This window comes from Aminicella lysinilytica (assembly GCF_004362975.1).
Taxonomy (GTDB): Bacteria; Bacillota; Clostridia; order Peptostreptococcales; family Anaerovoracaceae; genus Aminicella; species Aminicella lysinilytica.
This window is the reverse complement of sequence record NZ_SNXO01000036.1, coordinates 1-24088: the sequence shown is the minus strand read 5'-3', so window position 1 is coordinate 24088 and position 24088 is coordinate 1. Positions and strand designations below refer to the sequence as shown.

Annotated in this window: 18 protein-coding genes and 1 pseudogene; 15 read left to right on the top strand and 4 right to left on the bottom strand. The window is 44.0% G+C overall.

Annotation, left to right across the window (positions count from 1 at the left end; genetic code table 11):
- The first annotated feature begins 57 nt into the window (after positions 1–57).
- From EV211_RS08810 to EV211_RS08785, 6 genes are all read left to right on the top strand, one after another.
- Complete coding sequence (locus EV211_RS08810; RefSeq protein WP_133529068.1) at positions 58–2298, top strand: DNA internalization-related competence protein ComEC/Rec2; 2241 nt, start codon at positions 58–60, stop codon at positions 2296–2298.
- Positions 2274–3341 (top strand): DNA polymerase III subunit delta, encoded by a 1068-nt coding sequence (gene holA, locus EV211_RS08805; protein WP_133529067.1) that lies wholly within the window; start codon positions 2274–2276, stop codon positions 3339–3341. The genes EV211_RS08810 and holA overlap by 25 nt, the downstream gene beginning before the upstream one ends.
- Positions 3342–3348: 7 nt before the next feature.
- Positions 3349–4314, top strand: coding sequence for a DMT family transporter (locus EV211_RS08800; protein ID WP_133529066.1), 966 nt, complete (start codon positions 3349–3351; stop codon positions 4312–4314).
- Positions 4315–4479: 165 nt separating this feature from the next.
- Entirely contained in the window at positions 4480–4989 is a 510-nt protein-coding gene (gene nuoE, locus EV211_RS08795; RefSeq protein WP_133529065.1) for an NADH-quinone oxidoreductase subunit NuoE, read from the top strand.
- Positions 4990–5000: 11 nt separating this feature from the next.
- A complete protein-coding gene (locus tag EV211_RS08790; RefSeq protein WP_133529064.1) occupies positions 5001–6749 on the top strand; it encodes an NADH-quinone oxidoreductase subunit NuoF in 1749 nt (582 codons plus the stop codon).
- 15 nt (positions 6750–6764) lie between these two features.
- Positions 6765–10280: an FAD-dependent oxidoreductase gene (locus EV211_RS08785; RefSeq protein WP_133529063.1), complete on the top strand. Its 3516-nt coding sequence runs from the start codon at positions 6765–6767 to the stop codon at positions 10278–10280.
- A gap of 73 nt (positions 10281–10353) precedes the next feature.
- Here EV211_RS08785 and recN read toward each other — a convergent pair whose 3' ends face one another.
- Both recN and EV211_RS08775 read right to left on the bottom strand, forming a co-directional pair.
- Positions 10354–11970, bottom strand: coding sequence for a DNA repair protein RecN (gene recN, locus EV211_RS08780; RefSeq protein ID WP_133529062.1), 1617 nt, complete (start codon positions 11968–11970; stop codon positions 10354–10356).
- A complete protein-coding gene (locus EV211_RS08775) occupies positions 11963–12439 on the bottom strand; it encodes an arginine repressor (RefSeq protein ID WP_133529061.1) in 477 nt (158 codons plus the stop codon). Before EV211_RS08775 ends, recN begins: the two co-directional genes overlap by 8 nt.
- A 179-nt stretch (positions 12440–12618) precedes the next feature.
- Between EV211_RS08775 and ruvC the strand changes: the two genes are divergently transcribed.
- From ruvC to rlmD, 6 genes are read left to right on the top strand one after another with little or no spacing between them, the layout of a single operon-like run.
- Positions 12619–13116: a crossover junction endodeoxyribonuclease RuvC gene (ruvC, locus tag EV211_RS08770; protein ID WP_133529060.1), complete on the top strand. Its 498-nt coding sequence runs from the start codon at positions 12619–12621 to the stop codon at positions 13114–13116.
- Positions 13117–13130: 14 nt separating this feature from the next.
- Positions 13131–13721, top strand: a complete 591-nt coding sequence (ruvA, locus tag EV211_RS08765; protein ID WP_133529059.1) for a Holliday junction branch migration protein RuvA — start codon at positions 13131–13133, stop codon at positions 13719–13721.
- 14 nt (positions 13722–13735) lie between these two features.
- A complete protein-coding gene (ruvB, locus tag EV211_RS08760) occupies positions 13736–14797 on the top strand; it encodes a Holliday junction branch migration DNA helicase RuvB (RefSeq protein WP_133529058.1) in 1062 nt (353 codons plus the stop codon).
- Between the two features lie 15 nt (positions 14798–14812).
- A complete protein-coding gene (queA, locus tag EV211_RS08755) occupies positions 14813–15859 on the top strand; it encodes a tRNA preQ1(34) S-adenosylmethionine ribosyltransferase-isomerase QueA (RefSeq protein ID WP_133529057.1) in 1047 nt (348 codons plus the stop codon).
- A 52-nt stretch (positions 15860–15911) separates the two neighbouring features.
- Positions 15912–17036: a tRNA guanosine(34) transglycosylase Tgt gene (tgt, locus tag EV211_RS08750; RefSeq protein WP_133529056.1), complete on the top strand. Its 1125-nt coding sequence runs from the start codon at positions 15912–15914 to the stop codon at positions 17034–17036.
- On the top strand, positions 17020–18189 hold the full coding sequence (gene rlmD / locus EV211_RS08745; protein WP_133529055.1) for a 23S rRNA (uracil(1939)-C(5))-methyltransferase RlmD: 1170 nt from the start codon (positions 17020–17022) through the stop codon (positions 18187–18189). The genes tgt and rlmD overlap by 17 nt, the downstream gene beginning before the upstream one ends.
- An 80-nt stretch (positions 18190–18269) precedes the next feature.
- Here rlmD and EV211_RS08740 read toward each other — a convergent pair whose 3' ends face one another.
- Both EV211_RS08740 and EV211_RS08735 read right to left on the bottom strand, forming a co-directional pair.
- Positions 18270–20126 (bottom strand): transglutaminase domain-containing protein, encoded by a 1857-nt coding sequence (locus EV211_RS08740; protein WP_166635422.1) that lies wholly within the window; start codon positions 20124–20126, stop codon positions 18270–18272.
- A gap of 77 nt (positions 20127–20203) precedes the next feature.
- A complete protein-coding gene (locus tag EV211_RS08735) occupies positions 20204–21418 on the bottom strand; it encodes a hypothetical protein (protein WP_133529053.1) in 1215 nt (404 codons plus the stop codon).
- A 144-nt stretch (positions 21419–21562) separates the two neighbouring features.
- Between EV211_RS08735 and EV211_RS11090 the strand changes: the two are divergent.
- From EV211_RS11090 to EV211_RS08715, 3 genes and pseudogenes are all read left to right on the top strand, one after another.
- Positions 21563–22486, top strand: a pseudogene (locus EV211_RS11090) (GGDEF domain-containing protein).
- A gap of 85 nt (positions 22487–22571) precedes the next feature.
- Positions 22572–23750 carry a GGDEF domain-containing protein gene (locus EV211_RS08720; protein WP_133529050.1) on the top strand — a complete coding sequence of 393 codons (1179 nt, stop codon included), beginning with the start codon at positions 22572–22574 and terminating at the stop codon, positions 23748–23750.
- The gene (locus tag EV211_RS08715) at positions 23750–23932 is read left to right on the top strand and encodes a hypothetical protein (RefSeq protein ID WP_133529049.1); all 183 of its coding nucleotides are present in this window, start codon (positions 23750–23752) and stop codon (positions 23930–23932) included. Before EV211_RS08720 ends, EV211_RS08715 begins: the two co-directional genes overlap by 1 nt.
- Positions 23933–24088 lie beyond the last annotated feature (156 nt).

The following is a 24088-nucleotide window of genomic DNA, read 5'->3' as shown; positions in this document are numbered from 1 at the left end:
TAAATGGTAATATATGGTATATTATATAATTGTTGTTTGGGTGCCTGAGAGGAGTTTATGAGAAGAAAACTACTGGGCGCTGCATTTTCCATGATGGCGGGCATAGTCTCATGGTATATGGGAAGTTATTACGCCATAATAATTCTGGCCATGGCACTGGCCGGCATATATTTTCTTGCCGGGCATTTGCGCGCAAAGGCTGCATTTTGTCTCTTCTGCATAGTCATGTACTGCGCAGGATGTTTTTTGTTAATGGCACAAAACGCCACCTTCGATGCCGGGAAATCCATGGATTCAGACAAAGGTCATGCTATGATCGTCAAGGTCCAGCGTATCGACAGGATAGAGGATGAAAAGTATAAGCTGAGATGCAGGGTGATCAGCGTTGACGGCAAGCCGGTAGAAGGGCCCGGACGTCAACATGTTATGATATCTTATTACCATAATATAGATAATTACTGGGAGCTTACCGGAAGGGTGCTGGAGACCTTTGGCAAAATCGAGGAACCGAAGTCAGCTTCCAACCCGGGGACATTTGATTACGCCGTTTATTTAAAGACCCTCAAAATCAGTCACATTGCTAATGTGGAGTCTTTTCGCGTGACAGAGAACGGGGGAGGCTGGGATGGCGTCAAGAGAAGCGTTATGAGGATAAGAGAGGATTTCATGGGGAAGCTGCGATGCTCAGACAGTGAGAAGTCTCTCATAAGAGGAGTTTTGTTTGGGGATATCAAATCTATGGATGAAGATATGTATGAGGACTTCAAAGCCAACGGTACAGCTCATGTTCTTGCCGTAAGCGGTCTCCACGTAGGTGTCATCTTCGGTATATACAGGTCTCTCACGAAAAAACGGAAGTCAGCTGTAGCCACGGCATGCTTTATTGGCTTTCTGGGATTTTACGGAACTTTGACTCTGTGGTCAGTTTCAGTTATAAGGGCTGTGGCACTGGTGATGATAATAACTCTGGGTGACTATCTGGACCGCAGATATGACCTGCTTACTGCTCTTGGGGCTGTGGCGGTTCTGGTTCTGATAGAAAATCCCTGGGTCATATTCGGCGCTTCATTTCAGATGTCGTTCCTTGCTGTAGTTTCCATATCATTTCTCCAGCCTTTTCTCAGCAGATATCTGCCGGAAAGCGTGAGCGCTGTTCTGGCAGTGCAACTTGGTATGATGCCGTACATAGCCTATGTTTTCAACTACGTTCCGCTCATATCGTTCATATGTAACGTGCCGATAGTGTATCTTCTTTCAATTATAGTACCCATGGGCATTGGGTGCCTGCTGCTCACAATGATGGCAGGAAACTGCTGGTTCCTGGGGGATATAATTGGCGGGCTTTCGCAATTGATGATAGATGTCAATGGATTCCTGTCACAAAAGGGAGCCTTTGCGGTTTCGGTGACGTCACCGCCACTGTGGGCGCTGGCATTGATATATATGCTGGCCTTTTTCATTACCTCTGAATCCTTTGCGGTTTATTGCCATCGCAGGGATTGGAAAAGCGTGGGCAGATTTTTTGCTGCAGCCGTAGCCATAGCCATGATAGTTTTTGTTAAAACGGACACGCCTTTCAACAAAGCCGACCTGGTGATGGTTGACGTAGGCCAGGGAGATTGCCTGCATATCAAGGATGGACGACGGACGGATATGCTCATAGACGGAGGCGGCAATATCAATTATAACGTGGGTGAGAAGGTGCTCAAGCCATACCTTTTGAAAAACGGGTGCAGTGATATAGACCTGGCAATGGCAACGCATCTGCATACAGATCATTACCTGGGATTGAAACAGCTGAAGGAAGCATTTAACGTGCGGAAATTGCTCACAAAGGGTAAGGCAGGCCAGACCATCAGGGTATCTGACACATGCACCATAGAAATCCTCTGGCCTTTGGAAGCGGAAACGGATTCTGAAGATGAGAACTATTTCAGCCTGATTTTCAAGGTGAGGGAAAAGAATATGACTATCCTCGTCACCGGCGATATTACAAGTGAAGGAGAGGCGGCGCTGATAGACCATTATAGAGGAAGCAATAAACTGAAATGCGATATACTCAAGGTTTGTCACCACGGCAGCAGATACAGTTCCAGCGATGAATTTCTGGATGCAGTGGATCCTCAGGTGGCTGTTATAGGCGTGGGTAAAAACAATTATGGCCATCCAAGTAATGAAGTAATTGAAAAACTCTCTAAAAAAGGTATAATGGTATTCAGGACTGATTTAAATGGAGCTGTAGGCTTCATAGACAGAAAGGGCAAGTTAGAAGTATGTGTGCAAAGAAAAGTCAGGTAGACCGCAGTTTCAATACCTTTATTTCTGAGCTGAAGGGCGATAAGACCGGCAGCGTCATATTGATGTATGGACCGGAGCAGTATCTTGTCAGATGGGCAGTCGATATGATCCGGAAGAAATATGTAAATCCGGCTGTTGAAGAAATGGATTATGTTGTCATTGAAGATGAGAACGCAGACCCGTACAGCATTATTGAGGCATGCGAGACATTCTCCATGCTGTCTGATAAAAGAGTAGTGTGGGTCAGGAATTATAAACCATTAACGAGCAAAAACACGCCGAAGGGATTTGACGGCGAGTCGCTGGAAAAACTGGCGGATTATCTTAAGAACATCAATCCGAAAACGGTTGTAGTGTTTTCTGCTGAAGAAGTTGCCAGTAAAGAAGTTATTGTAGACACAATAAAAAAGTCCGGCACATACTATGACTTCGTGCAGTTGTCTGACAGAGAGCTGCGCTCTTTTGCGGCCAAGCGGTTCAGAAATGAAGGCGTAGAGATAAGTTCATATCTGATGAGCCAGCTAATAAAGGCTACAGGATATGGAAATAAGGAAAGTGATTACAGACTTTACAATTTCGAAAACGATATCAGGAAGGTCATAGCTCATAGCTCGGGGAACGTAGTTGCTGAGGAAGATATAAGAGAAGCCGTTTCAGGAGACAATGACACATTCATATTCGATCTGATAGACGGCATAAGCGGTAATAACAAGAAACAGGCCTTCCAAGTACTTCATAACAGACTGCAGGTGGATGCTTACGATACTCAGAGAATAATAGGCACTATAGCATCTCAGTTAGAACTGATGTATGAGGTCAAGGAATTTCAGGAAAGTGAAGATGGCCCGGGAACGGCCGAGGAAATCAGTAAGTATACTAAAGCCAATGTTTACAGAGTCAGAAATATCATGAGGTACGATAACAGATATACCTTAGAGAAGCTCAGGAGTATGCTTGCAGGCATATACAGGACTCATATCAGTATAGTCACAGGAGTAATGGGAGCACAGATGGCTCTGGAATTATTCGTAGCGGAAATATAGGTGGAGAATGGAATTAGATAAGAAGAAAGAAGTCAAAGCGGACATGATGTTGATGGTGATAACCCTGTGCTGGGGATTGTCATACTATTTTATGGATATCTGTCTTGAAGAAATGGGAGCATTTACTCTGAATTCATACAGGTTCCTTGGAGCATTTGCCGTGGCCCTGATACTATCGTATAAGAAGTTTCGGAATGTAAGCAGGGACACTTTACTTGCCAGCATAGCCGTAGGCGCTACATTGGTAGTTGTGTACGCAGGCGCAACATTTGGCGTACAATACACGACATTGTCAAATACGGCTTTTCTTTGTTCTACTACGGTCGTAGCCACGCCTATTATGGAATTCATATTCTTTAGAAAGGTCGCTTCCAAGAAAATTCTGCTGGCGGTGGGAGTTTGCATGGTTGGAATAATGCTATTGACACTTAAGGAGGACTTTTCATTAAACATGAGCCATCTTAAGGGCGATCTGTTCAGCTTGAGCGCAGGTATCTGTTATGCTCTTGATATAATCGTCGTTGACAAGGCTGTCAGGAAGGAAACTGTTGATCCTTATCAGATGGGCGTGCTGGGACTTGGAGTCACAGGAGCTATAATGCTCATACTTAGCCTTATCTTTGAAGGACCTGTGCTTCCACAGACGGCGGGCATATGGGCAGCTGTGATTTTCCTGTCTCTGTTCTGCACGGGACTTGCTTTCATACTTCAGCCGATAGCTCAGCAGTACACAGAACCTTCTCATGTAGGTATAATCTACTCCCTGGAGCCGGTATTTGCCGGGATCACTGCATTCGTACTGGCAGGAGAAGTCATGACGGCCAGGGGTTATCTGGGAGAAGTATTGATGATCGCATCGGTATTTATCATGGAGATAGACTTTGGCGGTCTTATAAAAAAACACAGACAAAAGGGACAGAATGAAGGTGTCAAAGAGTTACTGGAAGACGAAGATCATCTGCCCAGACCATAGTCGATCATATAACTGTATCAATAATGAATCGCCGATTATCGGCTGATTCTAATTCGGTTCATGTGTATATAGAATAAATAAATGTGTATACATCATTGATTTTAGTGCCAAAATTCAGTATAATATTTTAGTAATAGTTTAATTTTGCAACAGGAGGAATCATTCATGAGTGAAACAAAATCTTGTGGCGCATCCAGACGGGAAGAATTCAAGGATTTGAACCCGGTTTTGGACAAATACGCTAAGGTGCCTGGAAGCCTGATAACAATTTTACAGCAGGCTCAGGAGATATACGGATATTTATCTGTTGACACCATCAATTATATTTCAGAAGCTACAGGCATCAAGCCTGCTAAGATCTACGGAGTAGCAACTTTCTATGCTCAGTTCAGATTACAGCCTATAGGCAAGTACCTTATCATGTTGTGTAAGGGAACTGCCTGCCATGTAAACGGAGCTGATCGCATCGAGGAAGCAGTTTGCGAGTACCTGAACATTCAGGACGGAGAAACTACCGAGGACGGCGTGTTCACATTGAATAACGTTGCATGTCTTGGTTGTTGTTCACTGGCACCTGTAATGATGGTCAGAAGCAATGACGGCAATGAAACTTATGGTAACTTGACCAAGGACAAAGTCGTACAGATCCTGGCTGAAATCAGAGAAAGGGCTTAGGAGGTGCAGATATGAAAGTAGTAATTGGACAGGGAAGCTGCGGAATAGCTACCGGTGCTCTGAAAACAGAAGCAGAGTTCAAGACACAGCTTGAGAAACAGAATGTCAAGGCTGACATAGACCTGACAGGTTGCGTAGGTACATGCTACCTGGAGCCTATCGTAGATGTTTATGAAGACAATGGCGACATGACCAGATATGTCAAAGTACAGCCTGAAAAGGTAGAGAAAATAGTAGAGGAACATCTGAAGGGCGGAAAACCTGTAACGGAATATGCCATTACAGATGAAGATAAGCAGTTCCTGGATAAGCAGGAAAGAGTAGTTCTGCGTCATTGCGGAGTTATCAATCCTGAACATATTGAAGAATACCTTGCAGTTGGCGGATATGAATCAGCCAAGAAGGTAGTTACTTCGATGACACAGGATGAGGTAATTGCAATAATCAAGACTTCCAACCTGAGAGGCAGAGGCGGCGCAGGATTCCCTACATGGTTCAAATGGAACGCAGCTAAGGGAAACCCGGGCAAGGAAAAATACATGGTATGTAACGCAGATGAAGGAGATCCGGGAGCATTCATGGACAGATCTGTTCTGGAGGGTGACCCTCATTCAGTTCTTGAAGGAATGATCATAGGCGGCTTCGCTATGGGAGCTACTGAAGGAATCATTTACTGTCGTGCTGAGTATCCGCTTGCTATCAAGAGACTTGAGATCGCTATGGATCAGGCAAGAGAAAAAGGATACCTGGGAGATAACATCTTCGGTACAGGCAAACATTTCGACATCAGGATCAAAGCCGGCGCAGGCGCATTCGTATGCGGCGAGGAAACAGCTTTGATCGCTTCACTGGAAGGTGAAAGAGGAATGCCGAGACTTAAACCGCCATTCCCTGCAGCTAAGGGTTATTGGCAGTTACCTACAAACATCAACAACGTAGAAACATATGCAAACGTTGCATGGATCATAGAAAACGGCGGAGAAGCCTTTGCTAAAATAGGTAAAGCTCCTTCAACAGGAACCAAGGTATTCGCACTTGCAGGAAAGATCAAGAAGGGCGGACTTGTAGAGGTTCCTATGGGACTTAAGCTGAAAGACGTAATTTACGGCATCGGCGGCGGAATCAAGAACGACAGACAGTTCAAGGCCGTACAGATGGGCGGACCTTCAGGCGGATGCATTCCTGCAGCTCTCGATGATACTCCTGTAACTTACGAAGATATCGTAAAGACAGGCGCTATCGTAGGATCCGGCGGAATGATCGTTATGGATGAGGACACCTGCATGGTCGATATGGCCAGATACTTCCTGGACTTCACTAAGAAAGAGTCCTGCGGAAAGTGCAACTACTGCCGTATCGGAACCAAGAGAATGCTTGAGATCCTCGAGAGGATCACTCAGGGCAAAGGTGAAGATGGAGACATCGAAAAACTGGAAGAGCTTGCTAATAAGATCAAGGACGGCGCAATGTGCGGACTTGGACAGACAGCTCCAAACCCTGTACTATCAACAATCAGATACTTCAGAAACGAGTATGAAGATCATATCTACAATCACACATGCACAGCTAAATCATGTAAGGCATTGATCCATTATGAGATCACCGATAAATGTAAGGGTTGTACTCTTTGTGCCAAGAATTGCCCGGTCAACGCCATCACAGGCGAAGTCAAGGGTCTGCACGTTATTGATCAGGATAAATGTATCAAGTGCGGCAAGTGCGAAGAACATTGTAAGTTTGATGCTATAATCAGAAAGTAGGAAGGAGGAATCACTATGAATAAGTTTAGAATGAATATTGACGGCAAAGAAGTATTCGGCCTTCCTGGACAGACGATTCTGGAGGTTGCAAGGGAGAATGACATCTTCATTCCTACTCTTTGCTTTGATGAAAGAACTAACATTTACGGAGCATGTGGTCTCTGCGTAGTAGAGGTTGAGGGAAACCCTAAACTCTGCAAGGCATGTGCTACATCCATCGCTCCGGGTATGGTCGTAATGACCAATACAGAGAGAGTTATCGAATCAAGGAAGACTAACCTTGAGTTGCTGATAACTAACCATAATGGCGACTGCAAGGGACCGTGCTCACTGGCATGTCCTGCAGGAACTGATTGCCAGGGCTATGTAGGTCTGGTAGCTAACGGCGAATATGAGACAGCTAACAAACTGATCAAGGAGAGAATACCACTACCTGCAGCAATCGGTCGTGTATGCCCTCATCCTTGCGAAGACAAATGTCGTCGCGGATTGATCGATGAGCCTATCAGCATCGCTACTATCAAGAGATTCGCAGGAGATATGGATCTGGCTGCAGAGTCACCATATGTACCGGAAATCGATGATGAGACCGGCAAGTCCGTAGCTATTATAGGCGGTGGCCCTATGGGTCTTTCCGCAGCATACTTCCTTCGTGAGAAGGGTCATGATGTAACGATATTCGAGTCAATGCCTAAATTCGGCGGAATGCTGAGATATGGTATACCTGAGTACAGACTTCCTAAGGAAGTACTGGACGATGAGATCGATATCATCCAGGCTATGGGAGTTGAAATGATACCGGATACAAAGGTCGGTGAGGATATCGCCTTTGAAACCATTAGAAACGATTATGACGCTGTACTTCTTGGAATCGGCGCATGGGTATCCACAGGAGTTGGATGTCCTGGTGAAGATTCAGAAGGAGTTCTCGGAGGAATCGACTTCCTGCGTCATGTTGTCAGAAATGAAAGCATAGATTTCGGAGAAAAGGTAGCTATCGTCGGTGGTGGTAATACTGCTATGGACGCATGCAGAACAGCTGTAAGACTTGGAGCTAAAGAGGTGTACAACATCTACAGAAGAACCAAGGATGAGATGCCTGCAGACGCTATCGAGATCGAAGAAGCTGAGGAAGAGGGAGTTATCTTTAAGAATCTGACTAATCCTCTTGAGATCAAGACAGATAAAGATGGCCATGTAAATCAGGTCGTTCTCCAGTGCATGGAACTGGGTGAACCTGATGAGTCAGGGCGTCGTCGTCCAGTACCTATCAAGGGCAAGACAGAGACCATCGATATCGATACAATGATCCTGGCCATCGGACAGGCTGTAGATGCAAGCATCTTCGACTGCGACAAGACCAGAAAGAATGCTATCGCTTATGACGAAGAGACATTCATGACAAGCATCCCTGGCGTATTTGCCGGTGGTGACTGTGGTAATGATAAGATTTCTATCGCAGTTGAGGCCATAGCTGACGCTCGCAAGGCATCAATGGTTATTGACTCATACTTAGACGGAGAAGAAATCAAATATGAAAAGCCATACTTCGTTGAGAGAACTGACATTACAGAGAAGACATTTGAAGATAGAGAGAAATTATGCAGAGAGGCTGCTGATCAGCTGACAGCTGCAGAGAGAAAAGACAATTTCTCAGAAGTAGTATTCGATGGATATACTGAAGAGCAGGCTGTAGCAGAAGCTAACAGATGCCTGGAATGTGGATGCCATGACTATTACGAGTGTAAACTAGTTGAACTGGCTAATGAATATGGCGTTGAGCCTGAAAGATTCGCCGGTGATAAGAACCTTACAGAATTCGAGGATGATCATCCGTTCATCGTAAGAGATCCGGACAAGTGCATACTTTGCGGATTGTGCGTAAGACTTTGCGATGAGGTAATGGGAGTTGGAGCTCTCGGTCTGGTAAACAGAGGATTTGATACAGTAGTTAAACCTACAATGGAGAAGCCTCTTGCTGAATCAGGTTGCGAATCCTGCGGTCAGTGCGTAAGCTGCTGTCCAACAGGAGCTCTGCAGGAGAGACTTACTATCCAGAAGGAAATTCCGCTTGACACAGATGTAACTCCTACTACATGCTCATACTGCTCAGTAGGATGCTCGCTTGACCTTGAGTCATACGGCGACATGCTGATCAAAGCAAATCCTGACAAGGAAGGCTTTGTTAATGAAGGCCTGTGCTGCGCCAAGGGTAAATGGGGCTTTGATGCTTCACTGCTTGAAGGCAAAGAGATAGATCCTATGATCAAGGATGGAGACGAGTTCAGAGTTACAGATTACCATGAAGCTTTCGTTATGGCTGGTAAGAAGATGGAGGCTGTTAAGGTCAGACATGGTGAAGAAGCTATAGCAGTTGCTATTTCAGACAGATATACTAATGAAGAAGCATATGCTATCAAGAAGTTCGCAGATGTGATCGGAGCTAAGACATTCACATTCAATAAGAGAAAGAGCGGAGTAAACGCTGTTCTGGGAATGGGCCATGAGGCTTCTCCTAACACGATCAACGAGCTGCTTTCAACTAATGTGATCATCGTACCTGGTTTCATCAAGAACAGAAACGCAGTTATCTGGAACAAGATCAAACAGGCTGCAGAAGCTGGCGCTCAGGTAGTAGTAATCAATACGCCTGATACAGATACAAGATTTGATTTCGCAACTAAGGTTATCGATGCTGACAACAACCTTGATTTCCTGAAGAGAATGGCTAAAGCACTGGTTGACATGGGCAAGACAAGTGAAGTTGAAGGATTCGAAGATTTCAAAAAATCCCTCGATGGAGTTGAATCATGTGACGAGAGTAAGGCAGTTGCTGAGATGTACGCCAATGCCAAGAAGGCCATGTTCGTATTCCAGCAGAATGTATTGTCATTTGAAGCAGCAGAATTGATTGCAGAAATTGCTCTGGTATCCGGACATATTGGCAAGCCACGTGACGGAATACTGGAAGTTAAACCTAAGAACAATTCACAGGGTCTGGCTGATATGGGTATATATGCAGGAGCTGAGGCAATGGAAGGCGTCAAGGGTCTGATGATCTTCGGAGAAGATCCTAAGGACGTTGACCTTTCAGGTCTTGAATTCCTGGGAGTATCGGACATATTCCTGACAGATACAGCAGTTAAGGCTGACGTATTCATTCCGGGAACAGGATTCGCAAGCACTCAGGGTACATACACCAATACTGAGCGCAGATTGATGCCTGTTGAGAAGGCTATCGATGAAGAAGTAGACTTCAACAACTGGGAGATCGCAGCAGAGCTTGCTCATGTATTCGAAGTTGAATTCGGATTTGAAGATGAATTCGACATTTCAGCTGAGATGAACGATGCACTGCCAATGTACAAATACGGCGAAGAGGGCGAAGTCCTCGGAGGAGTATTCGTACCATACGAGCCTAAGTTCGTAGCGGCAGCAGATGCTAAACTGGTAGATGAACTTCCATGCACAGATGTTCTTATGAACATGATGATGGAGAGAATCCCTACACCAGCATCATTCACCAAATAATACTGATAGAAACATTCAAAACCGGGTGGCTATATGCTACCCGGTTTTGTTGTTCAAATGAAAGAGCGGGGCTTCAGCTCCGCTCTATTAATTCTTCTGCACTTTTTATGGTCGTTTCGGTTACTCTATCTCCACCCAGAAGTCTGGCGATTTCCAGAACCTTCTCATGAGTATCGAGTTTTTCAACGTGAGTATATGTATTCGACTCGTCTGAATCCTTGTATATTCGGTAATTAGTATTGCCGGTGGCAGCTATCTGAGGCAGATGCGTAATGCATATTATCTGATGGTCACCGGATATCTGCTTAAGCTTGCGGCCAACGATACTGGCTGTGACACCGCTGATTCCCGCGTCGATTTCATCGAAGATCATAGTAGGCACTTTGTCATAGGTGCCGGTGACATTCTTGATAGCGAGCATTATACGGGAAATTTCTCCGCCGGATGCTATTTTGGCAAGCGGCTTCAATGGCTCGCCTTTATTGGTAGTCATCATTATCTCACAAAGATCTCCGCCGTCAGAGCTGATGGCAGGGGCTGGCTTTATCTGTATCACCAGGTGCGCATCGTCAAAGTTAAGATCGTGAAGTTCGGTCTCTATGGCATTGCTGAGTTCTTCAGCACTGACTTTTCTGGCATTACTGAGTTCAGTAGAAGCTGATCTTAGTGCAGAAAGGGCGTTGTGACACTCAGATCCAAGCTCTCCCTTGATTTCATCGAAGTTCTCTATCTGCGTTAATTCAGCTGCTATCCGGTCTCTATAAGCCAGTACATCTTCTGTCGTCTGACCGTATTTCTTTTTCAGTTTTTCGATCGTGTCCAGTCTGGCTATGGCATTATCCAGTTCACCGGGTGTGAATGACGTACTGTCACGAACATCGCTGATTGCCTTAGTCATATCCTGAAGGTTGTAGTACAGATCATTGAACCCACTGCCGATTTCTGTCAGATCGCGGGAATAATCCTGTATACTTTCCAGTGATTGCTGCGCCAGGGCCATCAGAGAAAGAATATTACCCTCGTCGCCATCGAGGAGAGTGTAGGCTGTTTCAATAGCATCGAAGATTTTTTCACTGTTTTGGAGGACCGAGATCCTGTCGGTAAGTTCCTCATCCTCGTTGACCTTCATATCAGCCTTGTCGATCTCTTCCACTTCATATTTATAAAAGTCGAGCTTCCTCTTATTCTCAGTTTCCCTTGACAGTAGGTCGTTTAACTTAGCCTTTGCGACCTTATAAGATTCGTAGCATTTGGTAAATTCTGCCTTGAGAGGCGCTATGCTGGACATATGATATTTGTCGACCAGGTCGAGCTGGCTCAGCGGATCCAGCAGAGTCTGGTTGTCATACTGGCCGTGGATGTCAGCGATTTTCCTCGCCAGGGCAGAGACTTCACCTAAAGTAGCCAGCTGTCCATCTATCCTGCAAAGGTTTTTACCGCCGGCTGATATTTCACGGGTTATGACATGGTCCGCTCCGTCTATGGTAGCCGCCAGCTGTATCACAGCCTTGCCTGCTCCTGTGCGAACAAAAGAAGAGTCTGCACGACTACCTAAAGCGAGGCTCACGGCTTCAATAACAATTGATTTACCTGCGCCTGTCTCTCCGGTAATGACGTTCAGACCTTTCTCAAAATCTATTTCCGTATTTTCTATGATTGCAAAATTGTTAATGCTAATGTGATCAATCATTTCCTGTATTCTTGTTCCTCATAATCAGCATGTTGTTGAATATAGAAAGTATGTCTTCTACATTTTCTTCCTTGTCTACTATGAGCAGCAGGGTATTATCACCTGCTACACTACCTACTACATGAGGTAATCCTATGCAGTCTACAGCTTCACCGGCTGCAGGTCCGCATCCTGATAATGTCTTGATCACTATCAGATTCTGTGCCGATGCGAAAGAAATTATAGTCTCTCTGAATATCTTGACGAATCTGTCTGATATAGGAGCATCGTGACGAGTGCTTACCGCATATTTATACTTCCCTGTTGAGGAGAGCACCTTGATAAGCTGCAGCTCCTTGATGTCTCTCGAAATAGTTGCCTGGGTGACTTCAAAGCCGTCCTGACTGAGCATCTGAGCCAGTTTCTCCTGAGTTTCTATCTCATTATTGGCTATGAGCTCGAGTATCTTATTTTGTCTAGAATAACGCATTTTCCCCTCCATACGATCGATTGTTACATCAACTGTTACATACTACTTATTCATGCATTATTATACCATAGTATTCAGAAAAAATAAACAATGAAAAAATGGGAAAATCCGACGATTTTCGCCGGTCTTGTGGTATACTTACTTAAGCGTGATCACTAGTAAGGCAGGAGATAATAACTATGAGAATACTTGGAATCGATCCGGGATATGCTATAATGGGATGGGCCGTTCTCGACCTGAAAGGAAATCATTTCGAAGTGGTTGATTATGGCGCTGTGACTACAGAAGCCAAGACGGAAATGCCACTCAGACTGGCACATCTGTACTCTGAACTTTGTGCTATAATAGAAAAATATAAACCGGAGGAGGCTTCTATAGAAGAGCTGTTCTTCAATAATAACGCTAAGACAGTCATACATGTGGGAGAGGCAAGGGGCGTAGCCATATTGGCTTGTGTCAACGGCGGACTAATAGTTAATGAATATACACCCCTTCAGATCAAGCAGGCCCTGGTCGGATATGGTCGTGCTGATAAAAAGCAGGTCCAGGCTATGGTCAAGGCAATACTCAATCTGAAAGAGGTACCTAAACCTGATGATACGGCTGATGCGGTGGCTGCAGCTATCTGCCACGGTCATTGCGCAGGCAACAGGGCCAGGCGTCAGATATTGAAATAAGGAGACATGGGTAAATGATCAGATTTATTAAAGGAAAATTCCACCCGCTTACAGACGGTACTGCAGTCATTGAATCGGCTTCAGGCGTAGGATTCCTGGTATACCTGCCGGCGAATTCGCCTTTATACAAGAATCTTGAAGGCGATGAAGTTAAGGTATTCACTGCTATGATCGTAAAGGAAGACGATGTGAGCCTGTATGGCTTCGATGGAAAGGAAGAACTCGACCTGTTTAAGTTGCTGATAACTGTAAATGGAGTTGGAGCGAAGGCAGCAATGGCTATAATGAGCATACTTCCAGCCATGGAACTGAGGCGTGCTATTGCAGGCGGAGATGTGGAGGCTATAAAGGCCGCCAGCGGCGTCGGTAAAAAGACTGCTGAACGAGTAATACTTGAATTAAAAGACAAGGTCGGGGATTTCGGAGATCTGTCGTCTGTTTCCTCAGGCGAGCAGTCCTTCAGCTTTGGAAGCGAGAGAACTGAGGCCGTCAGCGCACTGATAACTCTTGGATACAGTAAGAGTGAGGCAGAGACTGCTGTAGGAAGGGTCATAGATGATGAACTGCCATGTGAGGAATATATCAAACGCGCTCTAAAGATATGATGTAAGGGGACATTATGGAAGAAGAAAGAATTACACAATCTAACGCCGGCACTACTGAGGAAAAACAGGAAATAACCCTGAGACCTCAGAAGCTGGAAGATTTCATAGGTCAACGCACAGTTAAGGACAACCTGAAGGTTTTTATCGAAGCTGCTAAACTCAGAGGAGAACCTTTAGATCATGTTTTGTTCTACGGTCCGCCGGGATTAGGCAAGACTACGCTGGCCGGAATAATAGCCAACGAGCTTGGCGTGGACATTAAGATAACCTCGGGGCCTGCCATAGAGCGTGCAGGCGACCTGGCGGCTATCCTGACGAACCTCAACGACAATGACGTTTTGTTCATCGACGAGATCCACAGGCTCAACCGCTCTGTCGAGGAGGTTTTGTACTCGGCTATGGAAGACTACGCCTTGGATATAATCATCGGCAAAGGGCCGTCGGCCCGGTCTATAAGGCTGGATATAGCAAAATTCACCCTGATAGGGGCTACGACGCGGGCAGGCAGTCTGTCAGCGCCTTTGCGCGACCGTTTCGGCGTAATAAGCAAGTTCGAAGTCTATAGGCCCGACGAATTATCGGAGATAATAGAGAGGTCGGCGGATCTTATGGGAATCAAAATAGAAGCTGATGCCAGAGACCGCATGGCTAAATGTTCCAGGGGCACACCTCGAGTGGCTAACAGGCTGTTAAAGAGAATGAGAGATTTTTCTCAGGTCAGGGGAGATGGCGTCATCGACCTGAAAATTACAGAAGAAGGTTTGAAAGCTCTCGGAGTTGATGAGCTGGGACTTGAACGGCTGGACAGGCAGATACTTTCCACTATCATCGAGCGGTTTGACGGAGGTCCGGTGGGCATAGACACCATTGCGGCGTCTATTGGCGAGGAAAGAGTAACCATAGAAGATGCTTACGAACCATATCTCATACAGACAGGGCTCCTGTACAGGACACAGAAGGGCAGGATGGTTTCTAGCCTGGGATATAAGCATATGGGTCTGGAATATCCATATAGTGACGATCGTGATGCAGATAACGATGACGACCAGAACGATGCACAGATAAAATTATTATAACTACGGAGAAAATTAATGAATATAGAAGATTTTGATTACGACTTACCTAAGGAGCTTATTGCACAGACGCCTGCGGAGCAGAGAGACAGTTGCAGGCTCATGGTCCTAAACAGAGAAAATGGGACTATAGAACATAGACATTTTCACGACATACTTGAATACCTGAAGCCCACGGATTGCCTGGTCATGAACGATTCAAGAGTCATTCCGGCCAGACTTTACGGCATTAAAGACGGCACGGGAGCCCACGTAGAATTCCTTTTGAGCAAAAGGATCGACGGGGATGAATGGGAGTCTCTGGTTCGGCCGGGACGCAGGCTTAAGCCGGGTGACAGCGTTACCTTCGGCGATGGCAAGCTCAAGGCGGACGTTATAGGTTACGGCAGCGACGGTACCAGAAAGGTGAAATTCAACTATGAGGGTATCTTCATGGAGCGCCTGGAGGAGCTTGGCAAGATGCCTTTGCCGCCTTATATAGAAAGAGAAAGTAATGACGAAGACAAAGATATGTATCAGACAGTATATGCCAGAGAAGACGGGTCAGTTGCAGCTCCAACGGCGGGTCTGCACTTTACAGACCAATTACTTGAAGAAGCGAAAGCCAAGGGTGTCAAGTTGGCCTATGTTACCTTACATGTGGGTATCGGGACGTTTAGGCCTGTAAAATGCGAAAAAATAGAAGATCATCATATGCACTTCGAGGAGTATTTCATTAACGAAGTGACGGCTGATGTAATAAATGGGACTATAAAAGCCGGAGGCCGGATAGTTTCTGTAGGCACTACATCTACGAGGACACTGGAAAGCGCGGCATATAAGGATGATGCAAGCGGAGAATATCTGGTGAAGGCAGGCCACGGAAACACTGGGATATTCATATATCCGGGTTACGAGTACAAGATAATAGATGCCCTTATCACCAACTTTCATCTGCCTAAATCGACGCTTATAATGCTTATTTCTGCGCTCTACGACAGGGAAAAGATACTTGAGGCCTACAAGGTAGCAGTAGATGAAAAGTACAGATTTTTCAGTTATGGGGATGCCATGCTGATTGAATAGTTGACACGTAGTTTGATTTATGATAATTAATTATGTTAAATAGGAGAAACAGATGACAAACGCAGTAACTTATGAACTTTTACATAGGGATAAGAAGACAGGCGCTCGCCGAGGCGTGATACACACGCCACACGGCGATATACAGACGCCTGTTTTTATGCCTGTAGGCACTCAGGGAGCCGTTAAGGCTATGAGGCCGGAGCAGGTGGCAGATATGGGGGCTGAGATCATTCTGGCCAACACATACCACCTGTATCTGAGACCTGGCCATGAAATAGTAAAGGAAGCCGGCGGTCTTCACAAATTCATGAACTGGGATAGGGCAATACTCACTGACAGCGGCGGTTTTCAGGTATTTTCACTGGGCCAGCTTCGAAAAATAACCGAGGAGGGCGTCAGTTTCCAAAGTCATATCGATGGATCCAGGCATATGCTTTCACCTGAGAAGGCTGTGGAGATACAAAACGCACTGGGCTCGGATATTATGATGGCCTTCGATGAATGCGCGCCGTATCCTGCTGACCGGTCATATATCAAAGATTCTATGGAACGTACCTGCCGCTGGCTGGAACGTTGCAAGGCAGCTCATAAGGACGTGGAGCGTCAGTCACTTTTCGGCATAATGCAGGGCGGAATGTATAAGGATCTGCGTCGTGAAAGCGCTGAGCGCATTGTAGATATGGACCTGCCGGGTTATTCGATCGGAGGACTGTCTGTAGGAGAGCCAAAGGAACTTATGTTGGACATTCTTGATGACTGCGTAGATCTTCTGCCTGAGGACAAACCTCGCTATTTAATGGGCGTAGGCACGCCGGATTACCTCTTTGAGGGAGTGGAGCGTGGGCTGGACATGTTCGACTGCGTGGAACCTACCAGAATAGCCAGGCACGGTCTGGCAACCACCAGCCATGGTCGTATAAATATCAAGAATGCTAAGTTTGAGAGAGATTTCACTCCGCTTGATCCGGAGTGCGACTGCTATACATGCAGAAATTACAGCAGAGCCTACATAAGACATATGATGAAGTCCGGAGAAATGATGTCGGCTATGCTTATTTCCAATCACAATCTGCATTTCCTCATTCATATGATGGCGGGGATCAGAGAAGCAATTGAGGAAGACAGATTCACAGAATTTAAAAAGGAGTTTTACGAAAAATATGGCGGATTTAAATAGATGCCCCCATGCAGATAACTGCGGAGGCTGCTCTTATCAGGGCGTAGAATATGAATATCAGCTTTCTAACAAAGAGGGTGAAGTGCGTGGACTTTTTATTCATGCAGAGCTTGAACCTGACAAATTCGACAGTATAGAAGGCTGTCCGGAGGCTTACCATTATGCTTACCGTAACAAAATGGAATATACCTTTGGAGATATGGTCAAGGACGGACCACTTTGCCTGGGCATGCATAAGCCTGGACAGTTCATGTCAGTTACGACTGTAGACCATTGCCAGATCATTGACCAGGACTTTAATGTGATCCTGCGCTATACATTGGATTTTGCTACAGAACGTGGATATGTCAAGTACCATAAGCGCCGTCACACGGGGCTTTTGCGCAATCTGGTCATCAGAAAGGGTGAACGTACCGGCGAACTTCTGGTAAACATAGTCACTTCTTCTCAGGGAGAATTTGAGGAGGAAGCCTGGAAGGAAGGGCTCCTGGCCCTGTCTCTGAATAATACCATAGTGGGCATTATGCACACTATCAATGATTCTGTTGCAGATAAAGTTACATGCGAGGAATTGCGCATGTTATACGGACGTGAATACTATATTGAGAAAATTTTCGACCTGACATTCAAGGTTCATGAATTCTCGTTTTTTCAGACAAATGTTGAGGCCGTTGAACGACTTTACAGTGAGGCAATAGAACTTATAGATGATTTCTCAGGTAAAAATGTATTTGACCTTTACTGTGGAACCGGGACTATAAGTCAGGTTATGGCAAGGCGTGCAGCCCATGTCATTGGCATAGAAATAGTACCGGAAAGTATAGATGCAGCTAAAGAAAATGCCGAAGTTAACGGTATAGAAAACTGTGAATTCATCTGCGGAGATGTATTCGAGACCTTGTCTGCCAGTCAAGAAATGCCTGATGTTATAGTTGTAGATCCGCCTCGGGTGGGAATAGGTGACAAGGCTGTAGAGAAGATAGCGGCCTACGCCGTGCCTCAGATAGTCTACATATCATGTAATCCCAAGACTCTGGTGAAGGACCTGGCCCTGTTCACACAACTGGGATACGAGATCACCTATGTCAAACCCTTTGACAACTTCCCAATGACCAAGCATACAGAGTGCATAACTCTGTTAACAAGAAAATAAAAAATCATAAGAGCAGTGCATGACTATTATTTTATAGCCTGCACTGCTTTTAAATCTGTTCGGGGTTTTAAGATATATCGCTACTTTGTTGTCTTTTTTGAATATGTCTGTGACCAACTGCTGTAATAATTCTCACCGGACAAATTCTTGTATGTGCGAATTTGTAAATAATATGTTTTTTTGGCTTTTAATTTCGATATAGATACTGAAAGTTTCGTATTATTGTTTATTGTTATAGTCTTTGCTCCCTTCATATTCTTGTTTGTAGAATAACGTACTTGATAACCGGAAGTCTGTGTTTTCTGAGCCTTGACGTTCAAAATCAATTTCTTTGGTGTTGCTTTTATTTTAGATATTCTAGTTCCTAATGGTACAATCGAAAAATGCTTCACAACCTTTGCATTATTTGCATATATCCCTTTAAAGGTAACAGATACTGTTGCTTCACCTACATCTTTATTATTCGAATAAGTAACTGTATAATAGTTACTGCTAACGGCTTTATTCTCGGAATTAGTAACCTTTATATTAGGTTTGCAGTATTCACCACGATAGGTATAATTTGTTCTTGATATGCTTACCTCTTTCACGGTCTTATCCGCACTCTTTTTAACTATATTGATAGTTTTCTTCGCCTGAACGCCTGTACCATCTGTTGCTGTCGCAACTAATGTTACTTTTCCAGGATATAGTGCAGTTAACTTCTCATCCTTTGTGATCTTTGCAAATCCATAAGTACCTGACGGTGTTTCTACTGACCATGCAACATTTGCACTAGCCCCTGAAGGGCTTACCTGAGCGCTTAATTGTGTTACATTATTACTATCTGAATAGGATATATCATTAGCGTTAATTGTAATGGATGTTGTAGGGTTATCAACCTGCATAATTTCATATTTGATTTTATTTTTGATACAATACTGTTCTGCCACTGTACCAGCAAGGCATTTTACTTTGAAATTTTTGCTTGTTGAAAATACATCTTCACCAATTGTTTTTACAGTTGCAGGAACAACCACCTCTTTAAGGGAAGATGCTTTAAATGCTCCGGACTCTATTGTTTCACAATAATCCAGAATAACATATTGTAAGGAGGATTTATATTCATAATGATCCACGTTTATTTTCTTAATATTAGGTAATTCCATTGTTCTTAGGCTTACCGCATTGGAAGTAATATGATCAGTCTCGATTCTATTGCCACTAGACATGTACCAGTTGGTTATGGTTGAACCATAAGGTATGCGATATATGGTATTAAATTTTTCTATATATTGAGAATCGCCTTTAAAATATGGAGTCTGGTCATAGACTGGCGTTATCGCAGAATACAATCCATGGGATTTAAGAGAAAACAAAAAATCACAGGACATATCATAATACTTTTCACCATTTGTTGATCTCATCCATGTTGCATCATATATTATCCATCTACTTCCATCATATGCCATATTGTATTCATGGCCGGGACTTGTCTTAGTATACTTCAAACATGTAGATGGAATATTCAGGGATTGCAGCATTGCATACGACAATCTGGCATATGCGGAACATACGCCTCTCTTTGAAACAAATATATCATTGACATTCGCATTATTCGAATAAGCTAAATCATATGTAATATAATCCGCAACCCAATGAGCAATCTTATTTATTTTCTCGTTGTCATTTTTGCAATTGGCAGTTAGTTCAGCTGCCTTATTTTTAATGTCTGAACTAACTGTGGAACCCATCTTACCCACTGTGTATAAACCAACGGCATAATCCGTTTGCAGGAACATAGCGGGATCTTGCTTCATTGTATTTAATACATAGCTTTTCGTGTAACTATAGGTACTTGCTGCTTTTGCACTTATGGGATTGGAAATCAAAATCAATGAAACCATCATCGTGATAACCAATGCATGCGCAACAATGTTTTTCATTATTCTTTTCATCATATGCCTCCTACTCAATAATCAAAATAACCGTAAAATAATTACATCTTATGTGTGAGTAGTTAGCAAGCTATATTTTAATCTACGCCGCTTTTAAATTTCTTCAGTACGACGCGATCTTTTGATAGGGATGCGAAACAGGCAACTTTTCCATCCTTAGTATAGAAGCCGCTGGTTCCACGGTAGCCCCATTTGTATGTTGATTTAGCTGAGCCGACATAGCGTATGCCGTTCTTCGTCACACGGAGGAAGGTAGCTCCTGACGGTGATTTAGCATAACAAAGGGTATCCGCGCCGGTCTTCGTCAGCACTGCCGGCGATGCTTCTCTTGCAAAGGCGGGCAGGCCGGTCTTCTTATAAACTATTTTTCCGCTGCTGTTAAGAAGCAGGACGATGCTTTTATTATTACTGGTAGTGATATTGATGACATACCGATTGAGATTCCTAAGGTAAACGGCATTATATGTGTAATATTTTGCCTTGATGTTCTTCAATGCCTGAATACCTCTGTAGTTTAATTTGCCTGTAGACGGATCATAGACAGCGTAGCATACATTCGAATAGGTATGATTCTTGATATAACGCTGCCAGACCAGCAGGACGTTGCTCTTGGAAGCGGTGACTATAGGCCACCATTCTCTTGTCTTGCCTTTTGTCAGTTTAAGAGTCCTGGCCTTGCTTCCATCGTAGTTCATGGATGTAACGCAAACGTCTTTACCCGTGCCAAGGTTATCAACGCCGCCGCCGTCGACCCACTCGTTACTCCAAAAGGTTATCATTTTGTTCGATGTGCATGCGCCGTGGCCGGAATGTCCGCCCAGTGCAACTGTCTGCGGGTAGGCCTTTACCGGTGACATGTCTTTGTCAAAGGTCGCGTACCGTTGCGAAAGCCCGCCGTAGCCTTTGGTATTGCCATCCTCAAAGGTCACAAAAAACTCCCCGTCAGAGGTGCAGGAAACGCTGGCAGGCTCCTGGGCCTCGGGAGCGCTGATCAGCACGTGTTTATCGGTGATCTGGGGATCGTCGAGGGATATTTGCTGATAGTATATGTCATGGGTCCAGTCACCGTCAGAATCTGAGCCGCTGTCGTATTGATCGGACCAGAAAATATAGGATTCCCCTGTCACAGGGTTGGTTACGAAATTCATGCCGTGGGCCGCTTCACGCTGGTCGTCTGCACCGTAAACGACACTGTTGCTGACCTGAATAACGGCAGGGAAAACCAATAGTAAGACTACAACAGAAAGAATCAGGGACAATAGAAATATTGATATTTTATAGTTTCTACTCATTTGAATAAACCTCTCGATAAAATAATACATCTCTTGATGACAATGTCAATAGGCAAGGTTTTATAATTATTAACAGAAAATTAACACAACTAACAAGTTTCGTTGTATAATTATGTAAGACCAGATGTGCGATATAGATAGTTCATGCTTGTGAGCCCGGCCACGTTGGGAGATAGGATCCTGTGTGATAGGGTGGCAGTGATATTGTTCTGCGCATCTGACATAGTGGCAGGAGTGTGCAGAGGTCAGGTATTTGAAGGCGCTTGGGTAATTATACAATTGAGCAATTTGATGTATGATGAAATGCTGGTGATCATTGCCTGGTGCTGGATGATGTATGTGTTTATGAAAATCAGACTTTTCTTTTCTAAAAAAACTTATTTCGTTATTTCTATGCCTTTGATTCTATTTACCGTTTTGGCAATTTCTAATCCCTTGACCAATTTTGTTTTCATTATTGCGCCTGCAATTGCCAGTGGCCTGCAGATGTATTTCTATGGATTGACAACTACGCAGGTTGGAATAACCGTTTCTGTAGTAATGGTTTTCCTTGCCGTTCAAGATGGACAGCTCGGGCAGATCCAGGTAGATGCGCTGACGGGACTGAATAACAGGAGGGAATTGACCAGCTATATAGATTATAAGTTATTATGTAATAAAGAAATAAAATTGACAATAATAATGATAGACCTTGAGCACTTCAAACAGGTAAATGATAAATATGGTCATGTTATGGGAGATAAGGCATAGATTTTAGCTGCTGAGGCTTTGAAAAAGTCATGTGAATGTGTGAGCAGCAGGCCATATCTGTGCAGATATGGTGGTGATGAATTTGTAATCGCCGGAGTAAATATACATTCGAATGATATTGATAAGCTAAGATCAGCCGTTCATCAGGAAATAGAGGGTGTGATGGATGGGCGTGATGAACCTTTTACTCTTTCTGTGAGCATGGGAGTATTTTCCGGTCCGGTTTCAGATAATGTTGAAGTGGAAACCATCATCAAACATGCGGATGAGGAAATGTACAAGGATAAGAAACGAAATGGTAATATAAACATCAGATAAAAAAAGATTGTAAGGGAATCATTCATTAGTGTATAATGGACTGAGGCCGAAACTATACTAAGGGCTAGGCGAAAGGTAATTATAAATGTTTGAATTGAGTCTCGACCAGACTAAGTTGTTTAATTGCGGAATAGAGTTTTTTTGCTTATGTACAATACTTCTGATGTATTATAACAGTAAAAGAGAGCTATCCTTTTCCTATGATTTCTATCTTCTGAGAAGGGTGCAGGTATTGACCATGATCCTGCTTGTTTCGGATATTTTCATGTGGGCTACTAATGGATTACCGGGAAAAGCGTTCTGGTATATAGGATACATCGAGAATATAGTGTACTTTGTTATACAGATACTTATTACTATAAGCTGGCTGTATTACGTTTCCTATAGACTTTACCATAAGAAGGTACCCGATAAAACTAGAATACCACTGATAACCATACCGGTTATCATAATAACTGCCTTGACTTTATCAAGTCCATGGACCAGTTGGGTGTTCTACATTGACAGTAGTAATTATTACCACAGAGGGCCATTATCAGATACGCTAGCAGTGATCACGCTTGCTTATCTTATGGGAACTTCACTTCTGGGTCTTATAAAGATGCACAGGGAAGTCCTGCTGGAAAGAAGGAAGGAATGTCTGGCCATAGCACTGTTTATAGTACCTCCACTGATAGGCGGCATATTGCAGATGCTCAATTACGGAGGAGCGTTTCTCTTCCCGTGTATCACACTTTCACTGCTGATGATTTTCATGGACATAGAGAGCCAGGCAATATCTATAGATGCTCTCACAGGATTGAATAACAGGGGGAAGATGGATAATTACCTGAATTCGCTTATGGTGGGAAATAACAGAGCCATAGCTCTGATTATGATCGATATTAATGATTTCAAGATAATAAATGACGATTTTGGTCATGATAAGGGCGATGAAATACTGGTCTTTATGGCAGATATACTGAAGAAGACCTTTGGAAATTCTTCGGCTTTTCTGGCACGATATGGCGGCGACGAATTCGTTGTGATTCTGGAGAACCTTGGAACCAGGGCTGTCGCGAACTACATGGCTAAGATCAAAGAGAACATTGATGTATTCAATAGTTCAGTAAATTATGGATTTGAACTTTCAGTAGGTATAGGTCATGCTATTTATCCGTCGAAGAAAGTCAACAATGCAGACGATTTATTCAGAATAGCAGACGAGGAAATGTACAGGGATAAAAAACTGTGCAAGGAAAGAATAGCAAGAGGTGATAATTAATGAGTTTATACAGTGGATTTGCAGGATTCGGACCAATTGGACTGATTTTCTTTATTTTTCTGGCCGTGTGCCTTTTAGGCATAATCATATATAACGGCATGCATAAGAAAAGGCCCTTGGAGAAAAAGGAAAGCAATTACGCCTACAGAAATCACAGAAAAGACAGAAATAAGAATAAATAGTGCATCAAATAACACAAAAATAACACTGCTATGCCACGGGAACGTGACCTAGCAGTTTTATTGTAGCTTTAGCGGCCAATTCCGAGCCGAAAGGCGAGGAATCAAAATCCACCTGCTATGCGGGTGGAGTCAATAACTTGAGTTTTAGGCAAAATA

Bases quoted from the DNA above. Each gene is read 5' to 3' on its own strand.
- EV211_RS08810 (WP_133529068.1), top strand. From the start codon at position 58: ATGAGAAGAAAACTACTGGGCGCTGCATTTTCCATGATGGCGGGCATA.
- holA (WP_133529067.1), top strand. From the start codon at position 2,274: ATGTGTGCAAAGAAAAGTCAGGTAGACCGCAGTTTCAATACCTTTATT.
- EV211_RS08800 (WP_133529066.1), top strand. From the start codon at position 3,349: ATGGAATTAGATAAGAAGAAAGAAGTCAAAGCGGACATGATGTTGATG.
- nuoE (WP_133529065.1), top strand. From the start codon at position 4,480: ATGAGTGAAACAAAATCTTGTGGCGCATCCAGACGGGAAGAATTCAAG.
- EV211_RS08790 (WP_133529064.1), top strand. From the start codon at position 5,001: ATGAAAGTAGTAATTGGACAGGGAAGCTGCGGAATAGCTACCGGTGCT.
- EV211_RS08785 (WP_133529063.1), top strand. From the start codon at position 6,765: ATGAATAAGTTTAGAATGAATATTGACGGCAAAGAAGTATTCGGCCTT.
- recN (WP_133529062.1), bottom strand. From the start codon at position 11,970: ATGATTGATCACATTAGCATTAACAATTTTGCAATCATAGAAAATACG.
- EV211_RS08775 (WP_133529061.1), bottom strand. From the start codon at position 12,439: ATGCGTTATTCTAGACAAAATAAGATACTCGAGCTCATAGCCAATAAT.
- ruvC (WP_133529060.1), top strand. From the start codon at position 12,619: ATGAGAATACTTGGAATCGATCCGGGATATGCTATAATGGGATGGGCC.
- ruvA (WP_133529059.1), top strand. From the start codon at position 13,131: ATGATCAGATTTATTAAAGGAAAATTCCACCCGCTTACAGACGGTACT.
- ruvB (WP_133529058.1), top strand. From the start codon at position 13,736: ATGGAAGAAGAAAGAATTACACAATCTAACGCCGGCACTACTGAGGAA.
- queA (WP_133529057.1), top strand. From the start codon at position 14,813: ATGAATATAGAAGATTTTGATTACGACTTACCTAAGGAGCTTATTGCA.
- tgt (WP_133529056.1), top strand. From the start codon at position 15,912: ATGACAAACGCAGTAACTTATGAACTTTTACATAGGGATAAGAAGACA.
- rlmD (WP_133529055.1), top strand. From the start codon at position 17,020: ATGGCGGATTTAAATAGATGCCCCCATGCAGATAACTGCGGAGGCTGC.
- EV211_RS08740 (WP_166635422.1), bottom strand. From the start codon at position 20,126: ATGAAAAGAATAATGAAAAACATTGTTGCGCATGCATTGGTTATCACG.
- EV211_RS08735 (WP_133529053.1), bottom strand. From the start codon at position 21,418: ATGAGTAGAAACTATAAAATATCAATATTTCTATTGTCCCTGATTCTT.
- EV211_RS08720 (WP_133529050.1), top strand. From the start codon at position 22,572: ATGTTTGAATTGAGTCTCGACCAGACTAAGTTGTTTAATTGCGGAATA.
- EV211_RS08715 (WP_133529049.1), top strand. From the start codon at position 23,750: ATGAGTTTATACAGTGGATTTGCAGGATTCGGACCAATTGGACTGATT.